Here is a 24,934-nt window from a genome sequence, read left to right as displayed (position 1 = left end):
GTCCCAACCGAACAGGTCGAACCATGAGCGATTCCACCGATATTTCGAGCCTCTACCAACGATTTGGTGGAGACGCCGAGCAGTACCTGGAGGTAGGACAGGCCAACCAGGCGCAGGCCTCGCGCGAGCGCTGGCCGCTGCTGTCGGCGATCCGGCCCGAGCTGGCCATGCTGCCGCCTTCGGTGGGCGAGCGTGCCGATTCGCCGAATGCCGGCTCGCCGTGGCCGCCGAGTTCGCCCGTGGTCGTCCCCGCCGCCATGCCCATCCCGCTGGCGGCGGCCGTGCGTATCGAGCCCTGGCTGGCGCCGTCGGTGAAGGCGGAGGCCGAGCTGGCTGCCGGGCAGATGCCGGTTGCGGCGGCGCCCGTCGACGCGGCGCCGGTGTCTCTGGCGCCGTCCGCCCCGCAGCCGCCTGAGGTCACGGCGGCGCCGGCATATCCGGAGCCGGTTCAGGCGCCTGCTGCCCTCCAGGTTTTCGCGCCGGCGCCTGTCGCCGTGCCGGCGCCGGTTGCGCCCCAGATGGCCGAGCCGGCGCCCGCGACTGCGCCGTTCGTTGCCGCGCAGGGCTCGCCGGTGCAGGCCGCGCCGATGGTGGCCGTGCCGGTGCCTGCCGTGGCGGCCGTGCCTGCACCCGCGCCGCAACATCCGGCGGCGCAAGTCCCGGTTTCGCAGCCGGCCGTCGAGCCCGCTCCGGCGCGCGGGTCCCTCAAGAACGTGTTCGCCCGCCTGGCATCCGGCTCCTTCTCTTCCAACAAGCAATCGTGAAGATCATCGCTATCGTTTCCGCCAAGGGCGGCGTGGGCAAGAGCACGGTGGCCGCCAATCTGTGCGTCGCCTTGCGGCAGGCGGGCCGCGCCGTGCTGGCCATCGACCTGGACCCGCAGAACGCCTTGCGCTTCCACCTGGGCGGCGACCTGCACAACATCGGCGGCATCTCGCGCGCCAGCGTGGGCGGCACGTCGTGGCGCAACGCCTGCGTGCAAGGCCAGTCGGGCATCTACATGATGCCGTTCGGCCAGGTCAACGAAACCGACCGCCAGGCGCTGGAGCGCCAGCTGGTGGCCGATCCGCTGTGGCTCAAGCGCCACCTGGAAGGCCTGAACGTCACCGAGGACACGGTGGTGGTGATCGACACGCCGCCCGGGCCCTCCGAGTACCTGCGCCAGTCGCTGGGCATCGCCCACCTGGTGCTGGCCGTGACGCTGGCCGACGCGGCGTCCTACGCCACGCTGCCGATGATCGAGGGCCTGATCCAGAACTACTGCGCCAACCGCAGCGACTACCTGGGCCATGGATACGTCGTCAATCAGGCCGACGGCGCACGGCAGCTGTCCAAGGACGCCGTGCGGCTGATCCGCGAGTCGCTGCGCGAGCGCGTGATCGGCGTGGTGCACCAGGACCAGTCCGTCAGCGAGGCGCTGGCCTACGGCCGTACCGTCATCGAACACGATCCGTACAGCCTGGGGCGCGCCGACCTTCTGGCGTGCGCCGGGTGGGTGCAGCAGCAACTGCGCGTCGCCGGAGGCCAGCCGGCATGAAGAACCCCTTTTCCGGGCGCCTGGGCCGCCGCGACGGCGCCGCTCCATGGGACGAGGCCCTGCTGGCGATGCCGTTGTGGTCCAACCGCTGGATGCGCGTGCTGGCGGGCGCGGTGGCGGCGTTGCTGTTCGTGCTGGCGGTCACCGTCGAGTTCGGCCTGGCCCAGCAGCTGATGTTCACCGGCATCTGCGTGGTGCTGGCGCTGGTACTGCACCGCATGGGCGGACGCCTGATCACGCTGGTGATGGTGGCGCTGTCGATCATCGTGTCGCTGCGCTACATGTACTGGCGGGTGACGCAGACGCTGGGTTTCCTGGATCCCATCGACATGGCGTTCGGCTACGGCCTGCTGCTGGCCGAGCTGTACGCCCTGACGGTGATGCTGCTGAGCTACTTCCAGAGCGCCTGGCCGCTGCAGCGCAAGCCGATGCCGATGCCTGGCAATCCCGCCGTGTGGCCGTCCATCGACGTCTTCATCCCGACCTACAACGAACCGCTCAGCGTGGTGCGGCAGTCGGTGCTGGCCGCCATGTCGCTGGACTGGCCCGCCGATCGCCTGCGCGTGTACGTGCTGGATGACGGACGCCGCGCCGAGTTCCGCGACTTCTGCGCCCAGGCTGGCGCGGGCTACCTGACGCGCGACGACAATCGCCACGCCAAGGCCGGCAACATCAATGCCGCGCTGGCCAGGACCGACGGCGAATTCGTCGCGGTGTTCGATTGCGACCACATCCCGACGCGCTCGTTCCTGCAGATCTGCATGGGCTGGTTCGTCAAGGACGAGAAGCTGGCGATGCTGCAGACGCCGCACGTTTTCTTCTCGCCCGATCCCTTCGAACGCAACCTCGAGACCTTCCGCAACGTGCCCAACGAGGGCGAGCTGTTCTACGGCGTCATCCAGGACGGCAACGACCTGTGGAACGCCACGTTCTTTTGCGGATCGTGCGCCGTGATGCGGCGCAGCCTGCTGGCCGAGGTCGGCGGCGTCGCGACCGAAAGCGTGACGGAAGACGCGCTGACCGCGCTGAAGATGAACCGCGCCGGATTCAACACCGCCTACCTGGCGATACCGCAGGCGGCGGGCCTGGCCACGGAGAACCTTTCACGCCACATCGGCCAGCGCACCCGTTGGGCGCGGGGCATGGCGCAGATCATCCGCATCAACAATCCCCTGTTGGGACCCGGCCTGAAGCTGGGGCAGCGGCTGTGCTACCTGAATGCCATGCTGCACTTCTTCTTCGGCCTGCCGCGCGTGGTGTTCCTCACCACTCCGCTGGCGTTCCTGTTCTTCGGGGCGCACGTGTTCCACGCCTCGGCGTTGATGGTGGCCGCGTATGCGCTGCCGCACATCGTCCTGTCGAGCCTGAGCGGGTCGCGCGTGCAGGGAAGATTCCGGCATTCGTTCTGGAACGAGGTCTACGAGGCGGTGCTCGCGTGGTACATCATGCGGCCTGCCCTGCAGACGCTGATCAGCCCCAATCGCGCGATCTTCAACGTGACGGCCAAGGGCGGCGTGATCAGCGAGTCGTACTTCGACTGGGAGCTGGCGCGGCCCTACGTCGTACTGCTGGGCCTGAATCTGCTGGGCATGGTGATCGGCCTGACCAGCATGTTCTTCGCGTCCGACCTCGATACGGCGTTGACCATCCTGATCAACGTGGCCTGGACGTTCTACAACATCATCATCACCGGAGCGGCCGTGGCCGTGGCGGGCGAGGTGCGGCAACTGCGCAGCACGCACCGCGTCGCGGTGGACCTGCCCGCTGCCGTCGGCCTGCCCGATGGGCGCCGGATGGCTTGCCGCATCAGCGATTTCTCGCAAGGCGGACTGGGCGTGGTGCTGCCCGACGGCGCGCAGGTGCCGCAGGGTACGAGCGTCATGATCTCGGTTTTCCGCGGTGAATTCGAAGGCGTGTTTCCCGCGAGCGTCACGTTCAGCCGCGGCAATCGCCTGGGCTTGAGCTTCCAGAACCTGACGCTGGAGCAGGAGAGCGAACTGGCGCAGGTCACGTTCGCGCGCGCCGATACGTGGGCATCGATGTGGGGCCAGAGCACGCCCGACTCGCCGCTGGTCGCCATGCGCCACATCTCCTCCATCGGCCTGCGCGGCTTCACGCTGCTGTTGCGCTACCTGCGCGATCGCGGCATGGCCAACCTGCGCCGTACGGTTTCGGCATCCCCCAAGAATTGAACAACGAGAGCGTGATGACCTCCAGGCCCGATCCGTGCATGTCCGCGTCCGCGCGACCGAGACCGAGCATGCCGACCATGCTGGCTGCCGCGCTGCTGTGGGCGGCCGGCATATCCCCGGCGCTTGCCGCATCGGCGCCCGAGCCAGCCGCCGCGTCGGCCGCTGCGGCCGCCGTCCCGCCCGCGCAGCAGGCCGAGGCGCCGCCGCCCGCGGCCGCTCTGCCCACCGACGCCCGCACCTACCGTATTCCGCTGTCGCAGCTTGGGGCGCGGCAAGGGTTGCTCCTGCGCGGCGTGGACGGGGTCAACGGCGTGGACTTCGGCGTGCGCCTGGACGAGCGCATCGTCGGCATGCGCCTGGACCTGGACTACACGTACTCACCCGCCCTGCTGCCCGACCTGTCGCATATCAAGGTGCAGCTGAACGGCGACGTGGCCGACAGCGTGCCCCTGCCCAAGGAGACCGCGGGCAAGCCCCAGCAGCGCACCGTTGAACTGCCGGTGCCGGCCCTGCGCGAGTTCAATCGCCTGAACCTGCAGCTGATCGGCCACTACACGCTGAGCTGCGAGGATCCCGTGCATTCCAGCCTGTGGGCCAACGTCAATCCCGGCAGCTCGCTTGCGCTGACGGTGGTGCCCGTGGACCTGCCCAACGACCTGGCGCTGCTGCCGGCGCCGTTCTTCGACCCGCATGACGGCCGTGCCTTGAAGCTGTCGGTGGTGCTGCCGGGCTCGCCCGACGCGGGCCGCCTGGAGGCCGCGGGCATCGTGTCCTCGTGGCTGGGCGCGCTGGCCAGCTACCGCGGCGCCAGCTTCGCGGTCAGCCTGGACGCCCTGCCGGCCCAGGGCCATGCCGTGGTGTTCGCCCGGCCGGGCGATGCCCTGCCCGGCCTGCAGGTGCCCGCGGTGCCGGGTCCGTCGCTGGCCATGGTGGCCAATCCCAACGATCCGCATGGCAAGCTGCTGCTGGTGATGGGGCGCAACGATGCCGAGCTGAAACAGGCGGCCACGGCCCTGGCGCTGGGTTACCAGACGCTGTCCGGCCCGACCGCGCAGATCACCAGGCTGGATGCGCCCGAACCGCGCAAGCCCTACGACGCGCCCAACTGGCTGCGCCGGGACCGTCCGGTGCAGTTCGGCGAACTGGTGCCCACCGACCAGCTGAACGTGTATGGCCATCGTCCCGCGCCCATCAACCTGAACCTGCGGCTGCCGCCGGGCCTGTTCGGCTGGCGCAGCGATGGCGTGCCCGTCGACCTGCACTATCGCTACTCGCCGCGCCCGGCGCCGCAGTCGGTGCTGGAAGTGACGGCGGGCAACCAGCTGGTGCAGAGCCTGTCGCTGCATCCCGACGTGCGTTCCGACGTCTACAGCAGGGTGACGGGCATGCCGGCCTCCGAGGCGCGCACCACGCTGCAGGTGCCGTCGTACATGCTGCCGCCGCTGGCCGCGCTGCAGTTCCGCTACGTGTACGAGTACGCCAAGCTGGGCGAGTGCCAGAACAGCATCGTCGACAACGTGATGAGCGCCATCGACCCGGGCTCGTCGATCGACATCTCGCGCCTGCCGCAGTATGCGCCGATGCCCGATCTGGGCGCCTTCAGCGACGCGGGCTTCCCGTTCACGCGCATGGCCGACCTGTCCGAGACCGCCGTGGTGCTGCCCGACCAGGCCAGCGCGGACGACTACTCGGCCTACCTGACGCTGCTGGGTGCCATGGGCGACTCCACCGGCTATCCAGCGGTGCGCGTCACGGTGGGCCGCGCCGCGCAGACCGATGCGCTGCGCGACAAGGACCTGCTGGTGCTGGCCTCGGGCGGCAACCAGCCCCTGCTGAAGACCTGGCGCGGCGACATGCCCAGCGGTTTCGACGGCGACGGCGGCGGTTTCGGCATCTCGGATTGGCTGGCGCGCAAGCTGGACTGGAAAGGCGGCGACCCGCGTACGCGCGCGGCGCCGGCCAATGCCAGGGTGGCCGCCAGCGGCAACGGCCCCGGCGGCGTGCTGGCCGGGCTCGAGTCGCCGCTGTCCTCCGGCCGCAGCGTGGTGGTCGTCAGCGGCAGCAATGCCGATGGCCTGGCCGCCACCGTGAACGCGGTGCTGGTCAACCGCACGAACGACCAGAAGATCCAGGGCAACCTGGCCGTGGTGCAAGGCACGGAAGTCGCCACCCTGGCCAACGAACAGAGCTACTACGTCGGCACGCTGCCGCCGTGGCTGGCCGTGCAGTGGTTCTTCGCCAACCACCCGCTGCTGCTGGTGCTGGCGGTGATATTCAGCGCCGTGGTGCTGGCCGTGCTGGTCTACCTGTCCCTGCGCGCCCGTGCGCAACGCCGCCTCGGATCCTGAACATGCTTCCCGTGAAACGCCAAGAAAAGACCTCCGCCATGCTTCAGTCCGACTCCCGTACTGCACGCGTCTTCGCGCTGCGTCCCGCGTTCGTGAAGTGGTCCGCCCTGCTGATGAGCTGCGTGCTGGGCACGCAGGCCATGGCGCAGACCGGGGGCCGCGCGCCCATTCCGCCTGCCCAGCCGGCGGGCCAGCCCGCTGCCGCCCCGGCGCCCGTGGCCGTCCCATTCTCGCCGACCGTGCGCTACTCGCTGGAGCAGCTGGGGGCGCAGTATCCCGTCAACCTGCGCGGCGTGGACGGCAGCAACACGTTCGCGTTCGGCGTGCGCAACGACCAGGTGGTGACGGGCGCGCGGCTGGACCTGCGCTATGCGTATTCGCCGTCGCTGCTGACGGACCTGTCGCACATCAACGTGCTGGTCAACGATGAAGTGGCCGCGACGATTCCGGTGCCCAAGGAGACCGCGGGCGCCAACCTGCGGCGCACCGTCGAGATTCCGCCGTACCTGATCACGGCCTTCAGCAACCTGCGGCTGCAGCTGATCGGCCACTACACGATGGACTGCGAGGATCCCCTGCACTCCAGCCTGTGGGCCAACATCAGCAACCAGAGCATGCTGCAACTGGCCACCACGCCGCTGCAACTGCCCAACGAACTGGCGAACCTGCCCGAGCCCTTCTTCGACCGCCGCGACGGCCGCCGCCTGGAACTGCCCTTCGTCTTCGCCGGCACGCCCGATGGCGCCGCGCTGGAAGCGGCCGGCGCGGTGTCGTCGTGGTTCGGAGCGCTGGCCGGCTATCGCGGCGCGCGCTTCCCGGCCACCGTGGCGCAGATCCCGGCGCAGGGCAACGCGGTGGTGTTCGCCGCGGGCGGCGCGCAGGCCGGCATGGCCCCCGCGCCGCTGCAGGGCCCGACGCTGGCCGTGGTCACCAATCCCAACGATCCCAACGGCAAGCTGCTGCTGGTCATGGGCCGCGACGCCAAGGAGCTGAAGCAGGCCGCCGCCGCGCTGGTCACCGGTAGCCAGACCCTGACCGGCCCGATCGCCACCATCACGCAGTTCGCCGACCTGAAGCCGCGCCAGCCGTACGATGCGCCCAAGTGGCTGCGCTCGGACCGTCCGGTGTCGTTCGGCGAACTCATCGACGCCCAGCGCATGAACGTGTCGGGCTTCAGCCCCGACACCATCCGCGTCGACGTGCGCGTGGCGCCGGACCTGTTCGGCTGGCGCGAGAAGAAGGTGCCGGTGGACCTGCACTACCGCTACACGCCGCAGCCCTCGTCGGTGAACTCGTCGCTGCTGTTCAGTGTCGACGACCAGTTCGTGAAGTCGATGCCGCTGTTCGCGCTGGAACGCATCGAGGACGGCCAGAAGCTGCGCGCGCAGGTGCTGCCCGACGAAAGCCTGCCGATGCAGGCGCGGCTGGACGTGCCGCTGGAACTGCTGAAGTCGCGCGGGCAACTGCAGTTCCGCTACATGTACGACTACATCAAGCAGGGCGAGTGCCGCGACATCATCATCGACAACGTGCGCGGCGCGATCGATCCCGAATCGACCATCGACGTCAGCGGCTATCCGCACTTCATGGCGATGCCCGATCTGGCCGCGTTCTCTCAGGCCGGCTTTCCGTTCACGCGCATGGCCGACCTGTCCGAGACCGCCGTCGTCCTGGGTTCGAACGCCGGCCCGCAGGAATACAGCACCTTCCTGACGGTGATGGGCCGCATGGGCGAGTCCACCGGCTATCCCGCCACGGGCGTCACCGTGACGCGCGCGCAGGCCTCGGCCGCTCCGTCGGGCAAGGACCTGCTGGTGATCGCCTCGGGCGCCGACCAGTCCTGGCTGAAGGACTGGGCCGAGCGCATGCCGGCCGCGTACGAGCGCAACGCGCGCTTCGCCGTGTCCGACCTGGTCTATCGCGTGATGGGCTGGTTCCACGTCGATCCGCGCCTGGACGAGGCGCCGCGCCGCACGGCGCTGGCCTACACCAGCAGCGGCGTCAGCGCCGTGGTGGCGGGTTTCGAATCGCCGCAGGAAAGCCAGCGCAGTGTCGTGCTGATCGCCAGCAACCAGCCCGAAGGCCTGCAGGACGCGGCGTCGGCGCTGCTGGGCGGCAAGGACTACGAGCGGCCGATCCAGGGCAGCCTGGCCATCATCCGCGGCAAGCAGGTCGATTCGCTGGTGGGCGAACACCAGTACTACGTGGGGTCGCTCGGGTTCTTCAAACGCATCGACTGGACCCTGTCGTCGATCTCGCCCAACCTGACGCTGGCCGGCCTGCTGGTGTCGCTGGCCGTGCTGGTCGCGGCGCTCGCCCTGGCGGCGTCGCTGCTGCGGGGCCGTCGCAAGCCGCGCGCGCCGAAGGCGTGACGGCCATGCGCGTGGCGCCGCTCTTTCGCCTGCCAAGGCTGCCCGGCCGCGCCGCCGCCATGCTGTGCGGTGTGGCCGCGGCGCTGCTGATGGCATTGCCGATGCCCGCCGCGCGGGCGGCCGGCGCCGCGGCGCCTGGCACGGCCACGTGCGGGCCGCAGTCCTGGCCCAAGTGGGACGGGTATCTCACGCATTTCGTGCAGCCCGATGGACGCGTGCTCGACGCCAGCACGCCGCAGCGGCACAGCTCGTCCGAAGGCCAGTCGTACGGCATGTTCTTCGCGCTGGTCGCGGGCGACCGCAAGACCTTCGACCAGTTGTGGCAATGGACCGTGGACAACCTGGCCGGCGGCGACATCTCGAAGAACCTGCCCGCGTGGTTCTGGGGTCTGCGCCAGGACGGCACGTGGGGCGTGCTGGACACCAACGCCGCATCGGACGCGGACGTCTGGTTCGTCTACGCGCTGCTGGAGGCCGCGCGCCTGTGGAACCGTCCGCGCTACGAGCGGGACGCGCGGGCCCTGCTGGCGCTGATCGAAGCGCGCGAGATCGCGCAGGTGCCCGGCCTGGGGCCGATGCTGTTGCCCGGGCCCATCGGTTTCGTGCAGCCCGGCCTGCAATGGCGTTTCAATCCCAGCTATCTGCCCGTGCCGGTGCTGCGGCGCCTGGCCGAAGCCTCGCCGCAGGGGCCGTGGGCCGCCATCGCCGACAACACGCTGCGCATGGTCCGCCAGACCAGCCCGCATGGCTTCGCGCCGGATTGGACGGCGTACCGTGCCGAGGGCGACGGCGGCGCGTTCGTGGCCGATCCGGTCAAGGGTCCGGTTGGCAGCTACGACGCGATCCGCGTCTACCTGTGGGCCGGCATGACGCCTTCCACCGATCCGCTGGCTGCCCCCATGCTGGAGGCCGTGCAGGGCCTGGCCCAGGCCACGGCCAAGGCCGGCATGCCGCCCGAGATCGTGCAGACGGACGCGGGCAGCGCCACGGGCACCGGTCCGTTCGGTTTCTCGGCGGCGCTGCTGCCGTACCTGCAGGCCACGGGCCAGGCCGAGTTGCTGCGTGCCCAATTGCACCGCGTGCAGGCCGATTGGGACGCCAGTGTGGCGTCCGCGCAACCTGGCCAACGCCAGCCCCCCTATTACGACTACATGCTCAGCCTTTTCGGCACCGCCTGGCTCGAGCAGCGTTATAAATTCGGCGCATCCGGCAGGGTGCGACTACCGAAGGAGAAGACATGTCCATGAGCCGCCACAAGATCGTCGCGGGGCTGCTGGCAACGCTGCTGCACCAGGCCGGCTGGGCCCAGCCCGACGCGGCCTCGACGCTGCTGGAGCAGGGCCGCTACTGGCAATCGCAGGGCGACATGCGGCGTGCCGGACAGGCCTGGGAAAAGCTGCTGCTGACGGATCCGAACCAGCCCGAGGCGCTGTACGGCATGGGGCTGGCGGCGCTGCGCGGCGACCGCGCGGCCGAGGCGCAGCAGTACCTGAACCGCCTGCGCCGGCTGGACGCCAACGGCGCGTATGCGCAGCGCCTGCAGCAGGACATCGCCCTGGCCGGCGGCACGGGCAAGACGGACCTGGATAACGCCCGCGCCAAGGCCGCCAGCGGCGACCTGCCCGGCGCCATCGCCGACTACCGGCAGGCGTTCCAGGGCCGAGAGCCGCAGGGCGAACTGGCGCTCGAGTACTACAGCCGCCTGGGCTACGTCGACGGCCAGCTGGGCGCCGCCATCGCCGGCCTGGAGCGCCTGTCGCGCCAGTCGCCGAACAATCCGAACATCCAGCTGGCGCTGGCCAAGCACCTGATCCGCGACGAGAGCCGCCGCGCCGATGGCGTAAAGCTGCTGTCGCAGCTGTCGCGCCGCAACGACGTGGGGGCGGACGCGCTGGAAAGCTGGCGCATGGGCCTGGTCTGGATGGGCAACCCGCGGCCGGCCGAGAAGCCGCTGTTCGAGGCCTATCTGCAGGCCCATCCCGACGACAAGGCCATCCGCGACCAGATGCAGCGCACGGCGGCGCCCGCCGCTGCGCGCACGGCTGCCGCGCGTCCCGCGGCGCCCTGGCGCCAGGACCCGCGCCTGGCGCGCGGCTTCGCGGCGCTGGAATCCGGCGACCTGGCCTCGGCCGAGGCCGCCTTCCAGGAGAAGCTGCGCGAGACGCCCGACAATGCCGATGCCCTGGGCGGCCTGGGCGTGGTGCGCATGCAGCAGAACGACCCCGTGCGCGCGCAGGAATTGCTGTCGCGCGCCGCGTCGCGGCCCGGCGCCGGCGGCAATTGGAAGAAGGCGCTGAACGGCGCGCGCTACTGGGCCCTGGTGGACCAGGCCGAATCGGCGCGCGAGTCCGGCGATCGCGCCGGCGCGCGGCGCATGCTGGACCAGGCCGTCAAGCTGGACGGGGGCCCCAGTGCGGCCTACAACGCACTGGGCCGGCTCGCCCTGGCGGACAACGACCTGCCCGGCGCGGAGCGCACCTTCCGCGCCGTGCTGGCGCGCCATCGCAACGATCCCGAGGCCATGCGCGGCCTGGTCAGCGTGCTGGCGCAGAGCGGCCGGCCCGAAGAGGCCATGGCGCTGGTGCAATCGATGGGACCCGAGCAGGCTGCCGACGTCGGCGACGTGACCCGCCTGCGCGCCGCGGTGGCGGCCGGTCAGGCCCGCGCCGCCGACCAGCGCGGCGATGCCGCCCGCGCGCAGCAGCTGCTCGAGGACGCCGTCAGCAACGATTCCACCAATCCCTGGCTGCGCTATGAACTGGCGCGCCTGCTGCTGCGCACCGGCGCCGACACCGAGGCGCAGCGCGTGGTGGACGGGCTGCTCGAAACCAATCCCGACATGGCCGACGCGCTCTACACCAGCGCGCTGGTGTCGGCCGAACGCGGCCAGTCGGCCAAGGCCTACGCCACGCTGTCGCGCGTGCCGCAGCAGTCCCGCACGGCCGAGATGCAATCGCTCGAACGCCGCCTCTGGGTGCAGACGCAGGCCGGCCAGGCGTCCGCCATGGCCCGCGCGGGCCAGCCCGACCAGGCGCGCGCGCTGCTGGCCAGCCTGGAGCCCGCCGCCGCGCAGGATCCCGAACTGCTGGGCACGATCGGCCAGGCCTACGTCGATGCCGGCGACACGTCGCGTGGCCTGGCGCTGCTGCGTCCGATGGTGTCCGGCGCCGAGCCCGCCACCGACGTGCTGCTGCCGTATGCCGGCCTGCTGCTGAAGGCCGGCCAGGACGTCGAGGTGGCCGGCGTGCTGCGCCGCCTGCAGCCGCGCTCGATGAGCGCCAGCCAGCGCGCCGCCTTCGACGACCTGGTGCGCCTGTACACCGTGCGCCAGGCGGACCGCCTGCGCGAGCGGGGCGATCTGGTGGCGGCGTACGACATGCTGTCGCCGGTGCTGAAGCAACGGCCCAACGACACGCTGGCGCAGGGCGCGCTGGCGCGCATGTACGCCGCCGGCGGCGATCGCGAGAAGGCACTGGACATCTACCGCAAGCTGCTGGAGCGCGAGCCCGACAACGCGCAGCTGCAGATAGGCGCCGCCAACGTGGCCGCGCAATTGAACGACTGGCGCTATGCCGAGCGCTCGCTGAACAATGCCCTGGCGATCGCGCCGGACGACCCGGACATCCTGGCCAGCGCCGCGCGCCTGTACCGCGCCCAGGGCAAGACGGGGCGGGCCGCCGAGCTGTACGCCGCGGCCATCGCCGCGCAGGACAAGCGCGGCGCGCCTGCCATGGCCGCTGCCGGCGCGGGCCGTGCCGCCCCGTCCGACAATCCCTTCGTGGGCCGTCCCGGCCAGCGCACGCAGTCGGCGCGTTCCGCCCAGGTGCTGGGCGACGCGTTGGGCGAACCCGTGCCGCAGGCCGCACCGGCCGTCGCGACCTACGCGGTCGCGACCGGTGCGTCCAGCGCTTCCGGCGCCAATGCCCCGTACGCCCGCGATTACCCCGCCGCGAATGCCGCCGCCATGCCGGTGCCGCCGGTCGCGCCCGTCGCCGCCGCGCAGGCCCCCCGCTCGCGCACGGCCACCGCCGCGCCGGTGGTCGGTCCGTCGGCCATCGGCGCCGTGGCCGTGCCCGCCGCGCGTGGCGGCATGCCGGCGCAACCCGCGGGCGCCTACGCCGCCGAGCCCGCGCCCGTGGCCGAACCCTCCTCGAACGGATCGAGGGTCGCCGCGGCGGCACCGTCGACGCTGCAGAACGAGCTGGACGAGATCCGCCAGGAGCGCAGTCCCGAGATCCGCGCCGGCGTCTTCGTGCGCCCGAACAACGGCGAGGCCGGGCTGAGCCGCATGACCACCATCGAGGCCCCGGTCGAGGCGCGCATGCCGGTGGGCGATGGCAAGCTGGTGCTGAACGCCACGCCGGTGAACGTCGATGCCGGCACGCTGGGCGGCGACTACTACAAGAACAGCCGCTTCGGCGGCGGTCCCGTATCCAGCGCCGCGGAACTGACGGGCAATTCGGGCCCGGTCCGGTCGCTGCGCGACCGCGGCGTCGGCGCGTCCATCGGCTACGAGACGCGCGGCCTGGCCGCCGACATCGGCACCACGCCGCTGGGCTTCGAACGCACCAACGTGATCGGCGGCGTGAAGCTCAGCGGCACGGTGGGCGCCAACGGCTGGTACAACGTGAACGCCTCGCGCCGCGCCGTGACCGACAGCGTGGTGTCGTATGCCGGCGTGCGCGATCCGCGCCTGAACACCGGCCTGCGCACGCTGGGCGTGGCCGATGGCGGCGTGGACGACACCTGGGGCGCCGTCACCGCCAATGGCCTGTCCGGCCAGATCGGCCTGGAAGAGAACAACGTGGGCGCCTATGCGTACGGCTCGTGGCACAAGCTGCTGGGCCACAACGTCGAGTCGAACTCGCGCACCGAGGTCGGCACCGGCGCCTACTGGCGCGTGATCAACGATCCGGACCGCATGCTGAGCACGGGCGTCAACGTCGGCGCCATCTTCTACGACAACAACCAGCGCTACTTCACTTATGGCCATGGCGGCTACTTCAGCCCGCAGCAGTTCTACGCGCTGAGCCTGCCGGTGACCTGGGCGCAGCGCGCGGGCCGTTTCAGCTACAAGCTGCAGGGCTCGGTCGGCATCCAGCACTTCAAGGAAGACGACGCCGACTACTTCCCCACCAGCAGCCTGCTGCAGAACGCCGCGGCGGCCGGCATGGCGGTGGCCCAGGGCCAGGGCTTCAACGTGGGCCAGCCCGTGTACGACGGCCAATCCAAGACCGGCATCGGCTACAGCCTGTCCGGCGCGGCCGAGTACCAGCTGACGAGAAACCTGTTCATGGGTGGAACGCTCGGCCTGGACAACGCCACCGATTACCGCCAATGGGCCGGCGGCCTGTACCTGCGATATGCCCTGTATCCGATGACGCGTCCCATGGACCTGCCCGTCGTCCCGTTCCAATCGCCGTATTCGCGCTGACCGCGCGCCGCGACACGTTTTAGGAGTAACGCAAATGTTGGCTACCGTGCTTGCCGGAATGAGCATCCTGATGATCGGCGACAGCCATCTGGGCGCTCCCGGCTATCTCATCACCACGCTGCACGACGACCTGATCAGCCAGGGCGCCGAGGTGCGCACCATCGGCGTGTGCGGCAGCAACGCCGGCGACTGGACCAAGGTCACGCCGGGCACCTGCGGCGGTGCCGAGCGCGTCGGCAAGGGCCAGATCACGCTGCGCAGCGGCGACGCCAAGACCACGCCCATCAGCGAGCTGATCGCCACCTACAAGCCGAACCTGGTCATCGTGGTGCTGGGCGACACGATGGCGGGCTACACCAACCCGTCGTTTCCCAAGACCTGGGTGTGGCAGCAGACCACCAGCCTGACCAAGGCCATCGCCGCCACCAACACCGCGTGCGTATGGGTCGGTCCGAGCTGGGGCACCGAAGGCGGCAAGTACCAGAAGAACTTCCCGCGCGTGCAGCAGATGTCGGCCTTCCTGAACAGCAACGTCTCGCCGTGCGCCTACATCGATTCGCTGCCGTTCTCCAAGCAGGGCCAGTGGCCCACCACCGACGGCCAGCATTACACCAACACCGGCTACAAGGCGTGGGGCGACGCAATCTCCAATCGCCTGGTCGACCTGCCCGCCGTGAAGGCTTTGCAGAAGCGCTGAGACACGGAATCCCGACACCATGAAGCGAACTCCCTTCCTGGCGCTTGCCGCCCTGCTGCTGGCCGCGCAAGGCGCCTCGCACGCCGCGCAGATGGAGCTGTACGAAACCGGCCCCGCGCAGGATGCTTCGTTCCTGCGCTTCGTCAACGGCGGCACGGCGTCGATGGAGGTCAGCGCCAGCGGCTCGAAGGCACGCATCACACTGGACGACAAGTCGCCGGCCTCGAACTTCCTGCCGGTGCGCGCCGGATCGGCATTGCAGGGCACGCTGACCAGCGGTTCGGCCAAGCAGGTCGTGTCGGTCACCGTGCAGCCCGGCGAGTTCGCCACGGTGGTGGGCGTGCCGGCCGCGGACGGCGCCTTGCGCGCCGTCACGCTGCGCGAACAGCCCGACGACTTCAATTCGCTGAAGGCATCGCTGGGCTTCTACAACCTGGATGCCGGCTGCGCGGACGCCGGCCTGCTGGCGGCGGGCCGCAACGTGGCCATCTTCGAACGCGTGGCCGACGGCGCGGTGGCGCGCCGCCAGATCAATCCCGTGGCCCTGTCCGTGCAGCCGTCGTGCGGCGGCAAGCCCGCCGGCCAGCCGCTGGACCTCGGCACGCTGCAGGCCGGCGAGCGCTACACAGTCTTCCTGCTGCCTTCCACCCAGGGGCCGCGGCTGCTGCGCGCCGTCGACGCCCTGGCGAACTGATACCGTCCCGCCGCCGCTTCCATGGTCTTCGCATCGCTGGAATTCCTGACGCTGTTCCTGCCGGCGTTCCTGCTCGTGTACGCGCTGGGCGCGCCGCGGCACCGCAACGCCATCCTGCTTGTGTCCAGCTGGATCTTCTACGGCTGGTGGAGCCCGATCTACCTGCTGCTGTTCATCGCGCTGACGGCGCTGGGCTGGATCGGCGGCATGGCCATCGAGGGCGCGCGGACCGACCGCGGGCGCAAGCAACGGCTGGCCGTGTTCATCGTCATCAACGTGGCGACGCTGTGCTGGTTCAAGTACGCCAACATCGTCGTGGAAAGCGCCAGCCATGTTGGCGAGATGATGGGCGCGATGCCCATCGAATGGCAGCGCGTGGTGCTGCCCATCGGGCTGTCCTTCATCGTGCTGCAATCGGTCTCGTACCTGATCGACGTGCAGCGCCGCACGGTGCCGGCCGACCGCAGCTTCATCAGCTACGGCGCCTACCAGGCCATGTTCGTGCACCTGATCGCCGGCCCCATCATCCGCTACCAGTGGGTCAAGCGCGAACTGGAATCGCGGCTGGTCGACTGGGCCGGCTTCGCGTCGGGCGCGCGCCGCTTCATGATCGGCGTCAGCATGAAGGTGCTGGTGGCCGATACGCTGGCGCCGCTGGTGGACGCCGCCTTCGCATTGCCCGATCCCACGCTGGCCGACGCGTGGCTGGGATGCGGCGCCTATACGCTGCAGCTGTTCTTCGACTTCGCCGGCTACAGCGCCATGGCCATCGGCCTGGGGCAGATGCTGGGCTTCCATTTTCCCGAGAACTTCGACAACCCGTACCTGGCGCGCAGCATCCAGGACTTCTGGCGGCGCTGGCATCTTTCGCTGTCCAGCTGGATCCGCGATTACCTGTACATCCCCATGGGCGGCAACCGCGGCGGCCGCTGGGCCACGTACCGCAACCTGCTGCTGACCATGGCCATCGCCGGCCTGTGGCACGGCGGCGACAGCTGGAACTTCCTGCTGTGGGGCATCGCGCACGGCCTGGCGCTGGCCGTGGCGCGCGCCTGGAACGAGGGAGGCCTGCCCGCCGTGCCGCGCTGGCTGTCGCACGTGCTGACGCTGCTGTTCGTGATGCTGGCCTGGACGCTGTTCCGCGCGGTGGGCTTCGAGTCCGCGTTGAACATGTATCGCGGGCAGTTCGGCCTGAACGGCATCGGCCTGTCCGACGCGTTGGCCGTGATCGTGCGGCCCGTGCATGCGCTGGCCGCCGCGTTGGGCATTGTCTGCGTGATCCTGCCGGCCATGCACCCGTGGTGGGCCAGCCGGCCCGACACGCACCTGCGCCAGCTGTGGCGGTCCGCCTGGCCGCTGGCGGGCTTCCTGCTGTCGTTCGGCCTGATCTCGGCGCGCGGCGCCGTGCCCTTCCTCTACTTCCAGTTCTGACCGGTCCCGCCCGATGAACGCCACCACCAACACCACGCCGCCCTACGCTCCCGCGACGCGCACCAGCAAGCTGGCCGCGGTGGGCCTGATCGCGTTCCTGGCCGCGGGCTTCGTCTCCAACGGCTGGGGCGTGCTGGCGCAGAACATGCAGCTGATGCGCGACAACCCGTCGCTGGACCGCGTGCTGGACGGAACCGTGATGCGCGACATCGCGCATCACATGTCCGACGCGCCGCTGACTGCCGAGGCCGCGCGGCTGCAACGCGGGCTGGGTTGGCTGACGCTGCGCGACCTGGGGCCGCGCGTGCGCCAGGGCTGCGACGGCTGGCTGTTCCTGCGCGACGAGCTCCTGGTACACCGCGATGCGGCGCTCCACGCGCAGGCCCGCGCGGCCACGGTGGCGCGGGTCCAGCAGGCGCTGGGCAAGCACGGCATCGGCCTGCTGGTGGCCGTGGTGCCCGACAAGACGCGCATCGAATCCGAGCATCTGTGCGGCCTGCACCGCCCCGCTGAATTGCAGGCGCGCGCCACCGACTGGATCGCACGCCTGACCGCCCGGGGCGTGCCGGTGGTGGACCTGACCCCCGCGCTGCAGGGCGTCCCGGGCGATGCCTACCTGCGCACCGACACGCACTGGAACGAGGCGGGCGCGGGCGCCGCCGCGCAGGCCATCGCGCAACGCATCAAGGCGCTGGGCACACCCTTGCAGCCCGCGGCCTACACGGTCCAGGCCAAGCTCCAGGCACCGCGCCAGGGCGACCTGGTGCGCCTGGCGGGCCTGGACTGGCTGCCGGCCGACTGGCAGCCCAAGGGCGAGATCGTGCAGGAGCACGTCTACACGGCCCAGGCGCAGGCCGCGACGTCCGCCGACGATCTGTTCGGCGACGCGGGCCTGCCCACCGTGGCGGTGCTGGGGACTTCGTATTCGCGCACGTCCAACTTCATCCCCCAGCTGTCTCAGGCGCTGGGCGGCGCGGTGGGCAACTTCGCGCGCGACGGCGGGATGTTCGGCGGCGCAGCGCAGGCGTATTTCGCCAGTACGTCGTATGCGAAGACGCCACCCAAGCTGATCGTGTGGGAAGTCAACGAGCGCGACCTGCAGACGCCGCTGGCGGATGCCGACGCGGTCCAGGTGAAGTAGCGGGTTCGGCGCACGGGCGGGGCGGCCCCGCGCGCCCGGACGGCCACGGATCACGGGCCGGATGCACCGGACAGGGCTATCCCGGGCACGCCGCTTGTGGCGCGCCACGCCACGCCCGCATAATGGTCCACGCCCGAGCCGCGCCGCGCGCCTGCGCCCTGCGGCCTCTATCCCGCGAGGACATCATGCCCAAGCAGACCGCCGCGCACCGCATCGTGCTGGCCGCGCATCCCGACGGCGAACCCGTCGACACCGATTTCCGTCTTGAAACGCACGACGTGCCCGAGCCCGGGCCGGGTCAGATGCTGCTGCGCACGCTCTACCTGTCCCTGGACCCCTACATGCGCGGCCGCATGAACGCCGCGCGCAACTACGCGCCCAGCGTGCCGCTGGGCGGCACCATGGTGGGCGAGGTGGTTGCGCAGGTCGTGCAGTCGCGGCTGGACGGCTTCCAGGCGGGGGACCACGTGCTGGCGCACTGCGGCTGGACCACGCATGCACTGTCCGACGGCAAGGGCGTGCACCGCATCGATCCCGCGCTGGCGCCCATCGAGACGCGCCTGGGCGTGCTGGGCATGCCGGGGTTCACCGCCTTCGCGGGGCTGCGCGAGATCGGCCAGCCCCGCAAGGGCGAGACCGTCGTCGTGGCCGCCGCCAGCGGCCCCGTCGGCTCGCTGGTGGGGCAGCTGGCGCAGCGCGCCGGGGCGCGTGCCGTGGGCATCGCGGGCGGCCCCGAGAAGTGCGCGTACGTGCGCGACCAGCTGGGCTTCGACGCGGTCATCGACCATCGCGCGCCGGGCTTGCCGCAGGCGCTGGCCGAGGCCTGCCCCGACGGCATCGACGTGTATTTCGAGAACGTGGGCGGCGCGGTGTGGCAGGCGGTGGTGCCGTTGCTGAACACCTTCGCGCGCGTGCCGGTTTGCGGCGTGATCGCCGACTACAACGGCACCACGACCCAGCCCGGCGACCTGACCGTGCCGGCGCTGATGCGCGCGGTGCTGTCCAAGCGCCTGACCCTGCGCGGCTTCATCAACTACGACCTGGAGCAGCACCGCAGCGCGTTCCTGGAGGAACTGCCGCCGCTGGTGCGCGATGGCAGCATCCGCTACGCGCAGGACGTCGTCGATGGCCTGGAGAACGCGCCGCGCGCCTTCATGAGCATGCTCAAGGGCGGCAATTTCGGCAAGCTGCTGATCCGCGTGGCGCAGTAGGGGCCGCCGCGCCCGCCGAGCGCGCCAGGTCCGGGGACGGCGCCGCCGGGCGGCCGGGCGCGTCCCGAAAGGGCTCTGAAAAAAGCCCTCTTGAAATCCTCCCGCGTACCTCCAACTTGGGTGCATGGGCGGCAAGCAGTACCGCCCACCCAAACCCATCCCTTATGCCGGCAAAGGCCGGCGGCAGTCTTGCACACGCGAGACGGCTGGCTTCGTCACGCATGGAGAAATCGATCATGGCTATGCAGCAACTGTTTCGTCCGGACGTCTTCCGGGCTTTCGACCGTCTGTGGGAACAGATGGATGACGCCCTGCGCGGCGCAGGCGCTCCCACCAACCTGCGGTCCAACGGCCGCGGCTTTCCCGCGCTGAACGCGGGCACCACCGACGAGGCCGTCGAACTGGTGGCCTTCGCGCCGGGGCTGGATCCCGCCACGCTGGAGGTCACCGTGGATCGCGGCCTGCTGACCATCTCGGGCGAGCGCAAGAGTGCACTGGCAGAGCTGCCCGAAGGCACCACGGTGTATGCGCGCGAACGCCTGTCCGGCAGCTTCCGCCGTGCGGTCGAACTGCCGCGCGACGCCGATCCCGACCGCGTGCAGGCGCGCTATGTGGACGGCTGCCTGCGCATCACGGTGGGCCGCAAGGAGTCCGCCAAACCCCGCGCCATCACGGTGCAGTAACCGCCCATTCGAACAGGAGCCCGACATGACTACCGAAAGCCCCGTCGCCGTGCGCGGCGAGACCCGCACCGACACCCGCACCGATTCGCGTGCAGAAGCGCGCGCCACCCTCGTCCCGCCGGTGGACATCCTGGAAGACGCCCAGGGCATCACGCTCATCGCCGACCTGCCGGGCGTGCCGAAGGACCAGCTCGATATCCGCGTGCAGTCCGACCGCCTGTACATCGAGGCGCAGGCGCGCATCGACGTGCCCGCCAACCTGCAGGTGTTCCATACCGAGGTCGAGCAGCCTCGCTATCGCCGCGCGTTCAACCTGAGCCCGGAGCTGGACACCGCCGCCATCGAGGCCACGCTGAAGGACGGCGTGCTGACCCTGCGCATCCCGCGCGCGCAGGCCGCGCAGCCGCGGCGCGTCGAGGTGCAGCTGGGTTGATCGGCTGACCGCGTCTCCCTCTTGTCTCGCAGCGGCAAGTTGGCCGGTTCCGCCCCATGGCGGTCCGGCCTTTTTTTGCAGCACTCGAGAGCGGCAGCCGCGCGGTTTTTCCAATTTCGCGGCCTTGCCTCCCCAGGTTATTGACTGGACGATCCATAACGATCTACGATGGCGCCATGGCCAGACCTCGTGAATTCCATCGTGAAACCGCCCTGCAGCAAGCCCGACTCGTCTTCTGGGAGAAGGGCTATGCCGGCACGTCCACCGACGATCTGGTGAAGGCCATGGGCATTGGGCGCCAAAGTCTCTACAACGCCTTCGGCGGCAAGTGGCAGCTGTACACGGAAGCGCTGGCCGACTACCAGCAAAGCTCCACGTCTTCCCACGTGCAACGTCTGCAGTCTCCCGCGTCCGCCCTGCAAGGCATCCGGGACATGCTGGAAGGGCTGGCGGTCGACGACGACGCGCTGCGAGCGCTGGGATGCATGGGTGTGGGTTCCGCCTGCGAATTCGGCTCCGCCGAGCCTCAGCTGTCCGACCTGCGCACGAAAGTCTCGGCCTACCTGCATTCACGGCTGGTCAAGCGCATTCGCGAAGGACAGGCGGCAGGCGAGATCGATCCCGCGTTGAACGCGGGCGAAGCCGCCAACTACGTGATGATGAGCATGACCGGCATCCAGCTGGCCGCTCGCAGCGGCGCGAAAGCGGTGGAGATGCGGCGCCTGGCCCGCTTCGCGGCGGATCGTCTGCAGGCGTAGGCACGACGCCCCGGCAGGTGCCAGGCGGCATGTTTTTTTTGGCCAATTATTGACTGTTCATTCCATAACAAGGATTTTCTCATGAGCATTGATTCGGAAAACAAAGTCGCCCTCGTCTTCGGCGGCTCGCGAGGCATAGGCGCGGCCGCGGTGCGCCGCCTGGCGCGCGACGGTTTCGCCGTGGGCTTCACGTACGTATCGCGTCCGGACAGCGCGCAGCTTGTCGTCGACGCCGTCGTAGCCGATGGCGGCTGGGCCCGCGCCGTGCAGGCCGATAGCGCCGATGCAGCGGCCATTCGGGCAGCGGTCGATACGGTGGTGGCGCATTTCGGGCGGCTCGACGCGGTCGTGGTCAACGCCGGGGTCCTGCGCCTGGGCACGGTCGATACCTTCACGCTGGCCGATCTCGACCAGGTGCTCCAGGTGAACGTGCGCGGTGTGTACGTGGCGATCCAGGCGGCGGTCGCCCACATGGGCGAGAATGGACGCGTCATCACCATCGGCAGCAATAGCGCCGTGCGTTCCCTGAGCCCGATCGGTACGGTCTACGGCATGAGCAAGGCCGCGGTGGCCGCCCTGGTGAAAGGCCTGGCGCTGGAACTGGCACCGCGCGGCATCCGCGTCAACAACATCCAGCCGGGCCCCATCGAGACCGACATGACGGCCACGTACCTCGAGCAGATCAAGGGCCTGGTGCCGCTGGGCCAGGTGGGCCAACCCGAGGACATCGCCGAGCTGGTCTCCTACCTGGCCGGCGCGTCGTCCCGCTACATGACGGGGGCTAGCCTCACCATCGATGGCGGCATGACCCTCTAGGCCGTGCTGGCCGCGCTGTGGAGCAGCGGGGCCGGGGATGGCGTTAGCATACGCAGGTCCGTTCCACTTCCCACGACGCATCCGATGAAACCCGTCCTGCTGGTCCTGAACGCGCTTGCCGACTCCTACCTCGATCAACTGCGTGAGCACTACGACGTGCGCTATGCGCCCACGGCCGCCGAGCGCGCCGCGGCCATTGCGCATGCCGACGCCGGTGCGATCCGCGTCGTGCTGACCAATGGCTCGGTCGGCTTCACCGGCGCCGAGATGGCGCGATTGCCGAACCTGGAATTGGCCTGCGCGCTGGGCGCAGGGTACGAAAACCTGGACGTCGATGCCGCCCGCGGCCGTGGCGTCGCGGTGGCCAATGGCGCGGGCACCAATGACGATTGCGTGGCCGACCATGCCTTCGCCCTGCTGCTGGCCGCGGTGCGCAACCTGCGCGGCCTGGATGCGCACACGCGTGCCGGCGGATGGCGCGACGGCCTGCCGCCGTTGCCGAACTTCTCGCACCAGCGCCTGGGCATCCTCGGCCTGGGCACGATCGGCCGCAAGATCGCGCAGCGCGCGCGGGGCTTCGACCTGGAGGTGGGCTATCACAACCGCCGCAAGCTGGAAGACTCGCCGCATGCCTATTTCGACAGCGCGCAGGCGCTGGCCGAATGGGCGGATTACCTGGTGGTGATGACGCCGGGCGGCGCGGCCACGCGCCACATGGTCAATGCGGACGTCCTGCGCGCGCTGGGCAGCAAGGGCTATGTGGTGAACATGGCACGCGGCAGCGTGGTGGACACGCAGGCGCTGGCCGCGGCGCTGCGCGAGGGCGTGATCGCCGGCGCGGGGCTGGACGTGTACGAAAGCGAACCCGAGGCGCCCGCGGAGCTGATCGGCCTGGACAACATCGTGCTGACGCCGCACGTGGGCGGCAACTCGCCGCGCGCCATGGCGATGTCGGTGCAGCGCTTCATCGACAACGCGCAGCGGCATTTCGCCGGGCAGCCGATGATCTCGCCGCTGTAGGCGGCGGGGGCGCGCCGACGTGGCGCGTGATCGTTCGGCGCTTGGCCGGCATGACGATCAGGTCTCACGTCCCATCTTCCGCATGTCTCTGCCCCGGTTCTGCAGGATCCGAGGCGCAAAAAAAACGCGCCGGGCAATGCCCGGCGCGGTCTTCGAGGCCTGCCGCTCAGCGGCGGGCGCCGTCCTGGATCTTTTCGCCGCCGCGCTCGATGTCCTTGCCGGCGCCTTCCATCGTGTTGCAGCCGGCGACCAGCGCAGCCATGGCCAGCATCGCGGCGAGCAGTTTGCGGGAGGTTTTCATGTGATGCTCCTTTCTGGGGGTTGACGGCTTACTTGCCGTATTGGGTCTTCGCATCGGCTTCGCACTTGTCCTGGGCATCCCCCGACAAGGCGTCGCACTTCTTCATCGCGACGTCGTAGTTGGCGTCGCGCTTGGTCTTGGCCGCATCGCGCTCGGCTTCGGCTTTTTCCTTGCCCGCCTTTGCGTCGGCGCGGGCGGTGGTGCGGTCGGCGGCGGCCTGCTTCAGGCAGATCTCGCGCTGGTCGCCCTTGATGGCATCGCACTCCTTCTTCGCCGCGTCGTAGCGGGCGTTGATCTGGTCGGGCGTCATGATCTGGGGCTGGCCCATCTGGGACTGGCCCTGCTGTTGCCCTTGTTGCGGTTGAGCCTGCTGCGCATGCGCGGCGGTCGTGGCTGCGCCCATGCCGATGAGCAGGCAGCCGAGGAAGCGCGTGACGTTTTTCATACTGGTCGTCCTCGAGGATGGCGCCGCGGGGTGCGGACGGCACGAATCGCTATCAGCAAGCGTCGTGCCTGGGGTGCGGAACTGCCTTCGAGGGACCGCTTCGGCGGCGCGACGGCCGTCCTGCGGGGGAGGCGCCGTCGCGCCGGCGTACGCGCGCTTCGGGTCCGATCGCTGCCGTCGGGCGCGAAGCGGGTCTCGGTGCGGCGGGCCGTGCCGGATCGGGCAGCGGCAGGTAGTTTTTGCCGCCAGGGGGATGGCATTTCGCCAAGCCAGGCCGGAATCGGACCCCGTAATGGCGCCTGGATCGAGTGCAACGCCGCCGCGGCTGCGCCCGCCGGCGCATCGGGGCGGCTACCGGTGTATGTCCTGCGGCGTCCAGGCGGCCGGCGCGCTCAGGCCCAGCAGCGCCGTGCCCAGCAGTTCGCGCAATACCAGTTCGTTGTCATCCAGGTCGATCATCTGGCCGGCGCCGGTCAGCACCTGGAATTTCTGCGACAAGGGATCGCAGTTGGCCAGCAGGTGCATGGCCGAGCCGCGCACGAACTCGTAGCGCCAGATGATCTCGGCGCGCGTGAAGCGCGGCAGGCTGGCCGCCAGCGCGTCGATGAACATCTGCGCATAGCCGTCCATGTGCTGGCCCACGAACAGCGTGTAGTCGCTGTCGGGCGCGGCGCGCAGGTGGCTTTCGGCGCGCACGAACAGCCGGCCGCCGTCGGCGCTGCGCTCGGCCGACACCAGCGGGCGGAACAGCGCCTCGAGGATCGTCGGCACCGGCAACGGACCAGGCCGGAACTGGCGGCGCGCCTCCTCAAGCAGGACGCGCCGCTCGATGTTGACCGGTTCCAGGATGGTCAGCAACACCGTCTTGACCAGCGCGTCCTTCGAGCCGAAGTAATAGTGGATGGACGCCACGTTGACGTTGCCGGCGTCGCAGATGTCGCGCACCGTGGTGGCGGCCGGCCCCTTGCGGGCGATCAGTTCCTTGGCCACCTTCAGGATGCGGTCGGGAACCGGCAGGTCCATGTCCGGTGGCGTCGTGGCGGACGCGGGCGCTTGCGCGGCGGCGAGGTCGTCATCTACATCGGGCAACACCGGGCCGAGATCGGAAGTGCTCATGTCCCATCCAAATTAAAATGATTGTTTTAAAAAGACCCAAGGATCATACAAGTAGCGGTTGAGCGACGACACTCAGGGAAGACGAGCATGCTCAAAATCTAGGTAATTACCCTGAAAATCCGCCAAATTCACCATTTTGCAGCTCGATTTCTTCGTTGTGGTGCAGCATTCACCATGCTGTTGCCTTGACACCCAACTCTTGCCCCCTAGAATGAAAACAAGTGTTTAAACACTGAAATTCAGTCCAAGTGGCTGAAATCACGGGATTGTGCGCATGCAGCATGGCGCGGCGCCCGGATACACAA

The 24,934-nt window shown here is 69.7% G+C and carries 20 protein-coding genes; 17 read left to right on the top strand and 3 right to left on the bottom strand.

Annotated features, from left to right (window positions below; all coding sequences use genetic code 11):
- Positions 1 to 23: 23 nt before the first annotated feature.
- The 17 genes from bcsP to FS845_RS16115 all read left to right on the top strand — a co-directional run bounded on the left by bcsP (position 24) and on the right by FS845_RS16115 (position 22,767).
- On the top strand, positions 24 to 764 hold the full coding sequence (bcsP, locus tag FS845_RS16195; RefSeq protein WP_144637139.1) for a cellulose biosynthesis protein BcsP: 741 nt from the start codon (positions 24 to 26) through the stop codon (positions 762 to 764).
- Positions 761 to 1,537: a cellulose biosynthesis protein BcsQ gene (bcsQ, locus tag FS845_RS16190; protein ID WP_144637137.1), complete on the top strand. Its 777-nt coding sequence runs from the start codon at positions 761 to 763 to the stop codon at positions 1,535 to 1,537. The genes bcsP and bcsQ overlap by 4 nt, the downstream gene beginning before the upstream one ends.
- The gene (bcsA, locus tag FS845_RS16185; protein WP_144637135.1) at positions 1,534 to 3,729 is read left to right on the top strand and encodes a UDP-forming cellulose synthase catalytic subunit; all 2,196 of its coding nucleotides are present in this window, start codon (positions 1,534 to 1,536) and stop codon (positions 3,727 to 3,729) included. Before bcsQ ends, bcsA begins: the two co-directional genes overlap by 4 nt.
- 68 nt (positions 3,730 to 3,797) lie before the next feature.
- Entirely contained in the window at positions 3,798 to 6,077 is a 2,280-nt protein-coding gene (gene bcsB / locus FS845_RS16180; RefSeq protein ID WP_260986308.1) for a cellulose biosynthesis cyclic di-GMP-binding regulatory protein BcsB, read from the top strand.
- A gap of 38 nt (positions 6,078 to 6,115) precedes the next feature.
- Positions 6,116 to 8,449 carry a cellulose biosynthesis cyclic di-GMP-binding regulatory protein BcsB gene (gene bcsB / locus FS845_RS16175; RefSeq protein WP_260986307.1) on the top strand — a complete coding sequence of 778 codons (2,334 nt, stop codon included), beginning with the start codon at positions 6,116 to 6,118 and terminating at the stop codon, positions 8,447 to 8,449.
- Between the two features lie 5 nt (positions 8,450 to 8,454).
- On the top strand, positions 8,455 to 9,696 hold the full coding sequence (gene bcsZ, locus FS845_RS16170; protein WP_260986317.1) for a cellulose synthase complex periplasmic endoglucanase BcsZ: 1,242 nt from the start codon (positions 8,455 to 8,457) through the stop codon (positions 9,694 to 9,696).
- Positions 9,687 to 13,883, top strand: coding sequence for a cellulose biosynthesis protein BcsC (locus FS845_RS16165; protein ID WP_260986306.1), 4,197 nt, complete (start codon positions 9,687 to 9,689; stop codon positions 13,881 to 13,883). The genes bcsZ and FS845_RS16165 overlap by 10 nt, the downstream gene beginning before the upstream one ends.
- Positions 13,884 to 13,917: 34 nt before the next feature.
- Positions 13,918 to 14,580 (top strand): SGNH/GDSL hydrolase family protein, encoded by a 663-nt coding sequence (locus FS845_RS16160; RefSeq protein WP_144637133.1) that lies wholly within the window; start codon positions 13,918 to 13,920, stop codon positions 14,578 to 14,580.
- Between the two features lie 19 nt (positions 14,581 to 14,599).
- The gene (locus tag FS845_RS16155; protein ID WP_144637131.1) at positions 14,600 to 15,274 is read left to right on the top strand and encodes a DUF4397 domain-containing protein; all 675 of its coding nucleotides are present in this window, start codon (positions 14,600 to 14,602) and stop codon (positions 15,272 to 15,274) included.
- Positions 15,275 to 15,295: 21 nt separating this feature from the next.
- Positions 15,296 to 16,705: an MBOAT family O-acyltransferase gene (locus FS845_RS16150; protein ID WP_144637129.1), complete on the top strand. Its 1,410-nt coding sequence runs from the start codon at positions 15,296 to 15,298 to the stop codon at positions 16,703 to 16,705.
- Positions 16,706 to 16,718: 13 nt separating this feature from the next.
- The gene (locus FS845_RS16145; protein WP_144637127.1) at positions 16,719 to 17,846 is read left to right on the top strand and encodes an alginate O-acetyltransferase AlgX-related protein; all 1,128 of its coding nucleotides are present in this window, start codon (positions 16,719 to 16,721) and stop codon (positions 17,844 to 17,846) included.
- 185 nt (positions 17,847 to 18,031) lie between these two features.
- The gene (locus FS845_RS16140; protein WP_144637125.1) at positions 18,032 to 19,057 is read left to right on the top strand and encodes an NADP-dependent oxidoreductase; all 1,026 of its coding nucleotides are present in this window, start codon (positions 18,032 to 18,034) and stop codon (positions 19,055 to 19,057) included.
- Between the two features lie 236 nt (positions 19,058 to 19,293).
- Positions 19,294 to 19,740 carry an Hsp20/alpha crystallin family protein gene (locus FS845_RS16135; RefSeq protein ID WP_409929304.1) on the top strand — a complete coding sequence of 149 codons (447 nt, stop codon included), beginning with the start codon at positions 19,294 to 19,296 and terminating at the stop codon, positions 19,738 to 19,740.
- A gap of 25 nt (positions 19,741 to 19,765) precedes the next feature.
- Positions 19,766 to 20,173 carry an Hsp20/alpha crystallin family protein gene (locus tag FS845_RS16130; RefSeq protein ID WP_144637123.1) on the top strand — a complete coding sequence of 136 codons (408 nt, stop codon included), beginning with the start codon at positions 19,766 to 19,768 and terminating at the stop codon, positions 20,171 to 20,173.
- Positions 20,174 to 20,349: 176 nt separating this feature from the next.
- Complete coding sequence (locus FS845_RS16125; RefSeq protein WP_144637121.1) at positions 20,350 to 20,931, top strand: TetR/AcrR family transcriptional regulator; 582 nt, start codon at positions 20,350 to 20,352, stop codon at positions 20,929 to 20,931.
- Positions 20,932 to 21,012: 81 nt separating this feature from the next.
- Positions 21,013 to 21,747 carry an SDR family oxidoreductase gene (locus tag FS845_RS16120; protein WP_144637118.1) on the top strand — a complete coding sequence of 245 codons (735 nt, stop codon included), beginning with the start codon at positions 21,013 to 21,015 and terminating at the stop codon, positions 21,745 to 21,747.
- Between the two features lie 84 nt (positions 21,748 to 21,831).
- The gene (locus FS845_RS16115; RefSeq protein WP_144637116.1) at positions 21,832 to 22,767 is read left to right on the top strand and encodes a 2-hydroxyacid dehydrogenase; all 936 of its coding nucleotides are present in this window, start codon (positions 21,832 to 21,834) and stop codon (positions 22,765 to 22,767) included.
- Positions 22,768 to 22,933: 166 nt separating this feature from the next.
- Here the strand turns inward: FS845_RS16115 and FS845_RS16110 are convergent, their stop codons facing one another.
- The 3 genes from FS845_RS16110 to FS845_RS16100 all read right to left on the bottom strand — a co-directional run bounded on the left by FS845_RS16110 (position 22,934) and on the right by FS845_RS16100 (position 24,629).
- Positions 22,934 to 23,068, bottom strand: a complete 135-nt coding sequence (locus FS845_RS16110) for an entericidin A/B family lipoprotein (protein WP_144637113.1) — start codon at positions 23,066 to 23,068, stop codon at positions 22,934 to 22,936.
- A 28-nt stretch (positions 23,069 to 23,096) separates the two neighbouring features.
- Entirely contained in the window at positions 23,097 to 23,513 is a 417-nt protein-coding gene (locus tag FS845_RS16105) for a hypothetical protein (protein WP_144637111.1), read from the bottom strand.
- 351 nt (positions 23,514 to 23,864) lie between these two features.
- Positions 23,865 to 24,629 carry a TetR/AcrR family transcriptional regulator gene (locus tag FS845_RS16100; protein WP_144637108.1) on the bottom strand — a complete coding sequence of 255 codons (765 nt, stop codon included), beginning with the start codon at positions 24,627 to 24,629 and terminating at the stop codon, positions 23,865 to 23,867.
- Between the last annotated feature and the right edge of the window lie 305 nt (positions 24,630 to 24,934).

Source organism: Bordetella genomosp. 13, from assembly GCF_007679965.1.
GTDB lineage: Bacteria > Pseudomonadota > Gammaproteobacteria > Burkholderiales > Burkholderiaceae_B > Bordetella.
This window is presented reverse-complemented; position numbering and strand designations above follow the sequence as displayed.

Excerpts from the sequence above, each read along its gene's own strand:
- FS845_RS16100 (WP_144637108.1), bottom strand. The coding sequence starts at position 24,629 with ATGAGCACTTCCGATCTCGGCCCGGTGTTGCCCGATGTAGATGACGAC.
- FS845_RS16115 (WP_144637116.1), top strand. The coding sequence starts at position 21,832 with ATGAAACCCGTCCTGCTGGTCCTGAACGCGCTTGCCGACTCCTACCTC.
- FS845_RS16160 (WP_144637133.1), top strand. The coding sequence starts at position 13,918 with ATGTTGGCTACCGTGCTTGCCGGAATGAGCATCCTGATGATCGGCGAC.
- bcsA (WP_144637135.1), top strand. The coding sequence starts at position 1,534 with ATGAAGAACCCCTTTTCCGGGCGCCTGGGCCGCCGCGACGGCGCCGCT.
- bcsP (WP_144637139.1), top strand. The coding sequence starts at position 24 with ATGAGCGATTCCACCGATATTTCGAGCCTCTACCAACGATTTGGTGGA.
- FS845_RS16155 (WP_144637131.1), top strand. The coding sequence starts at position 14,600 with ATGAAGCGAACTCCCTTCCTGGCGCTTGCCGCCCTGCTGCTGGCCGCG.
- FS845_RS16140 (WP_144637125.1), top strand. The coding sequence starts at position 18,032 with ATGCCCAAGCAGACCGCCGCGCACCGCATCGTGCTGGCCGCGCATCCC.
- bcsZ (WP_260986317.1), top strand. The coding sequence starts at position 8,455 with ATGCGCGTGGCGCCGCTCTTTCGCCTGCCAAGGCTGCCCGGCCGCGCC.
- FS845_RS16125 (WP_144637121.1), top strand. The coding sequence starts at position 20,350 with ATGGCCAGACCTCGTGAATTCCATCGTGAAACCGCCCTGCAGCAAGCC.
- FS845_RS16165 (WP_260986306.1), top strand. The coding sequence starts at position 9,687 with ATGTCCATGAGCCGCCACAAGATCGTCGCGGGGCTGCTGGCAACGCTG.
- bcsB (WP_260986307.1), top strand. The coding sequence starts at position 6,116 with ATGCTTCAGTCCGACTCCCGTACTGCACGCGTCTTCGCGCTGCGTCCC.
- FS845_RS16130 (WP_144637123.1), top strand. The coding sequence starts at position 19,766 with ATGACTACCGAAAGCCCCGTCGCCGTGCGCGGCGAGACCCGCACCGAC.
- FS845_RS16110 (WP_144637113.1), bottom strand. The coding sequence starts at position 23,068 with ATGAAAACCTCCCGCAAACTGCTCGCCGCGATGCTGGCCATGGCTGCG.
- FS845_RS16105 (WP_144637111.1), bottom strand. The coding sequence starts at position 23,513 with ATGAAAAACGTCACGCGCTTCCTCGGCTGCCTGCTCATCGGCATGGGC.
- bcsB (WP_260986308.1), top strand. The coding sequence starts at position 3,798 with ATGCCGACCATGCTGGCTGCCGCGCTGCTGTGGGCGGCCGGCATATCC.
- FS845_RS16135 (WP_409929304.1), top strand. The coding sequence starts at position 19,294 with ATGGCTATGCAGCAACTGTTTCGTCCGGACGTCTTCCGGGCTTTCGAC.
- FS845_RS16145 (WP_144637127.1), top strand. The coding sequence starts at position 16,719 with ATGAACGCCACCACCAACACCACGCCGCCCTACGCTCCCGCGACGCGC.
- FS845_RS16150 (WP_144637129.1), top strand. The coding sequence starts at position 15,296 with ATGGTCTTCGCATCGCTGGAATTCCTGACGCTGTTCCTGCCGGCGTTC.
- FS845_RS16120 (WP_144637118.1), top strand. The coding sequence starts at position 21,013 with ATGAGCATTGATTCGGAAAACAAAGTCGCCCTCGTCTTCGGCGGCTCG.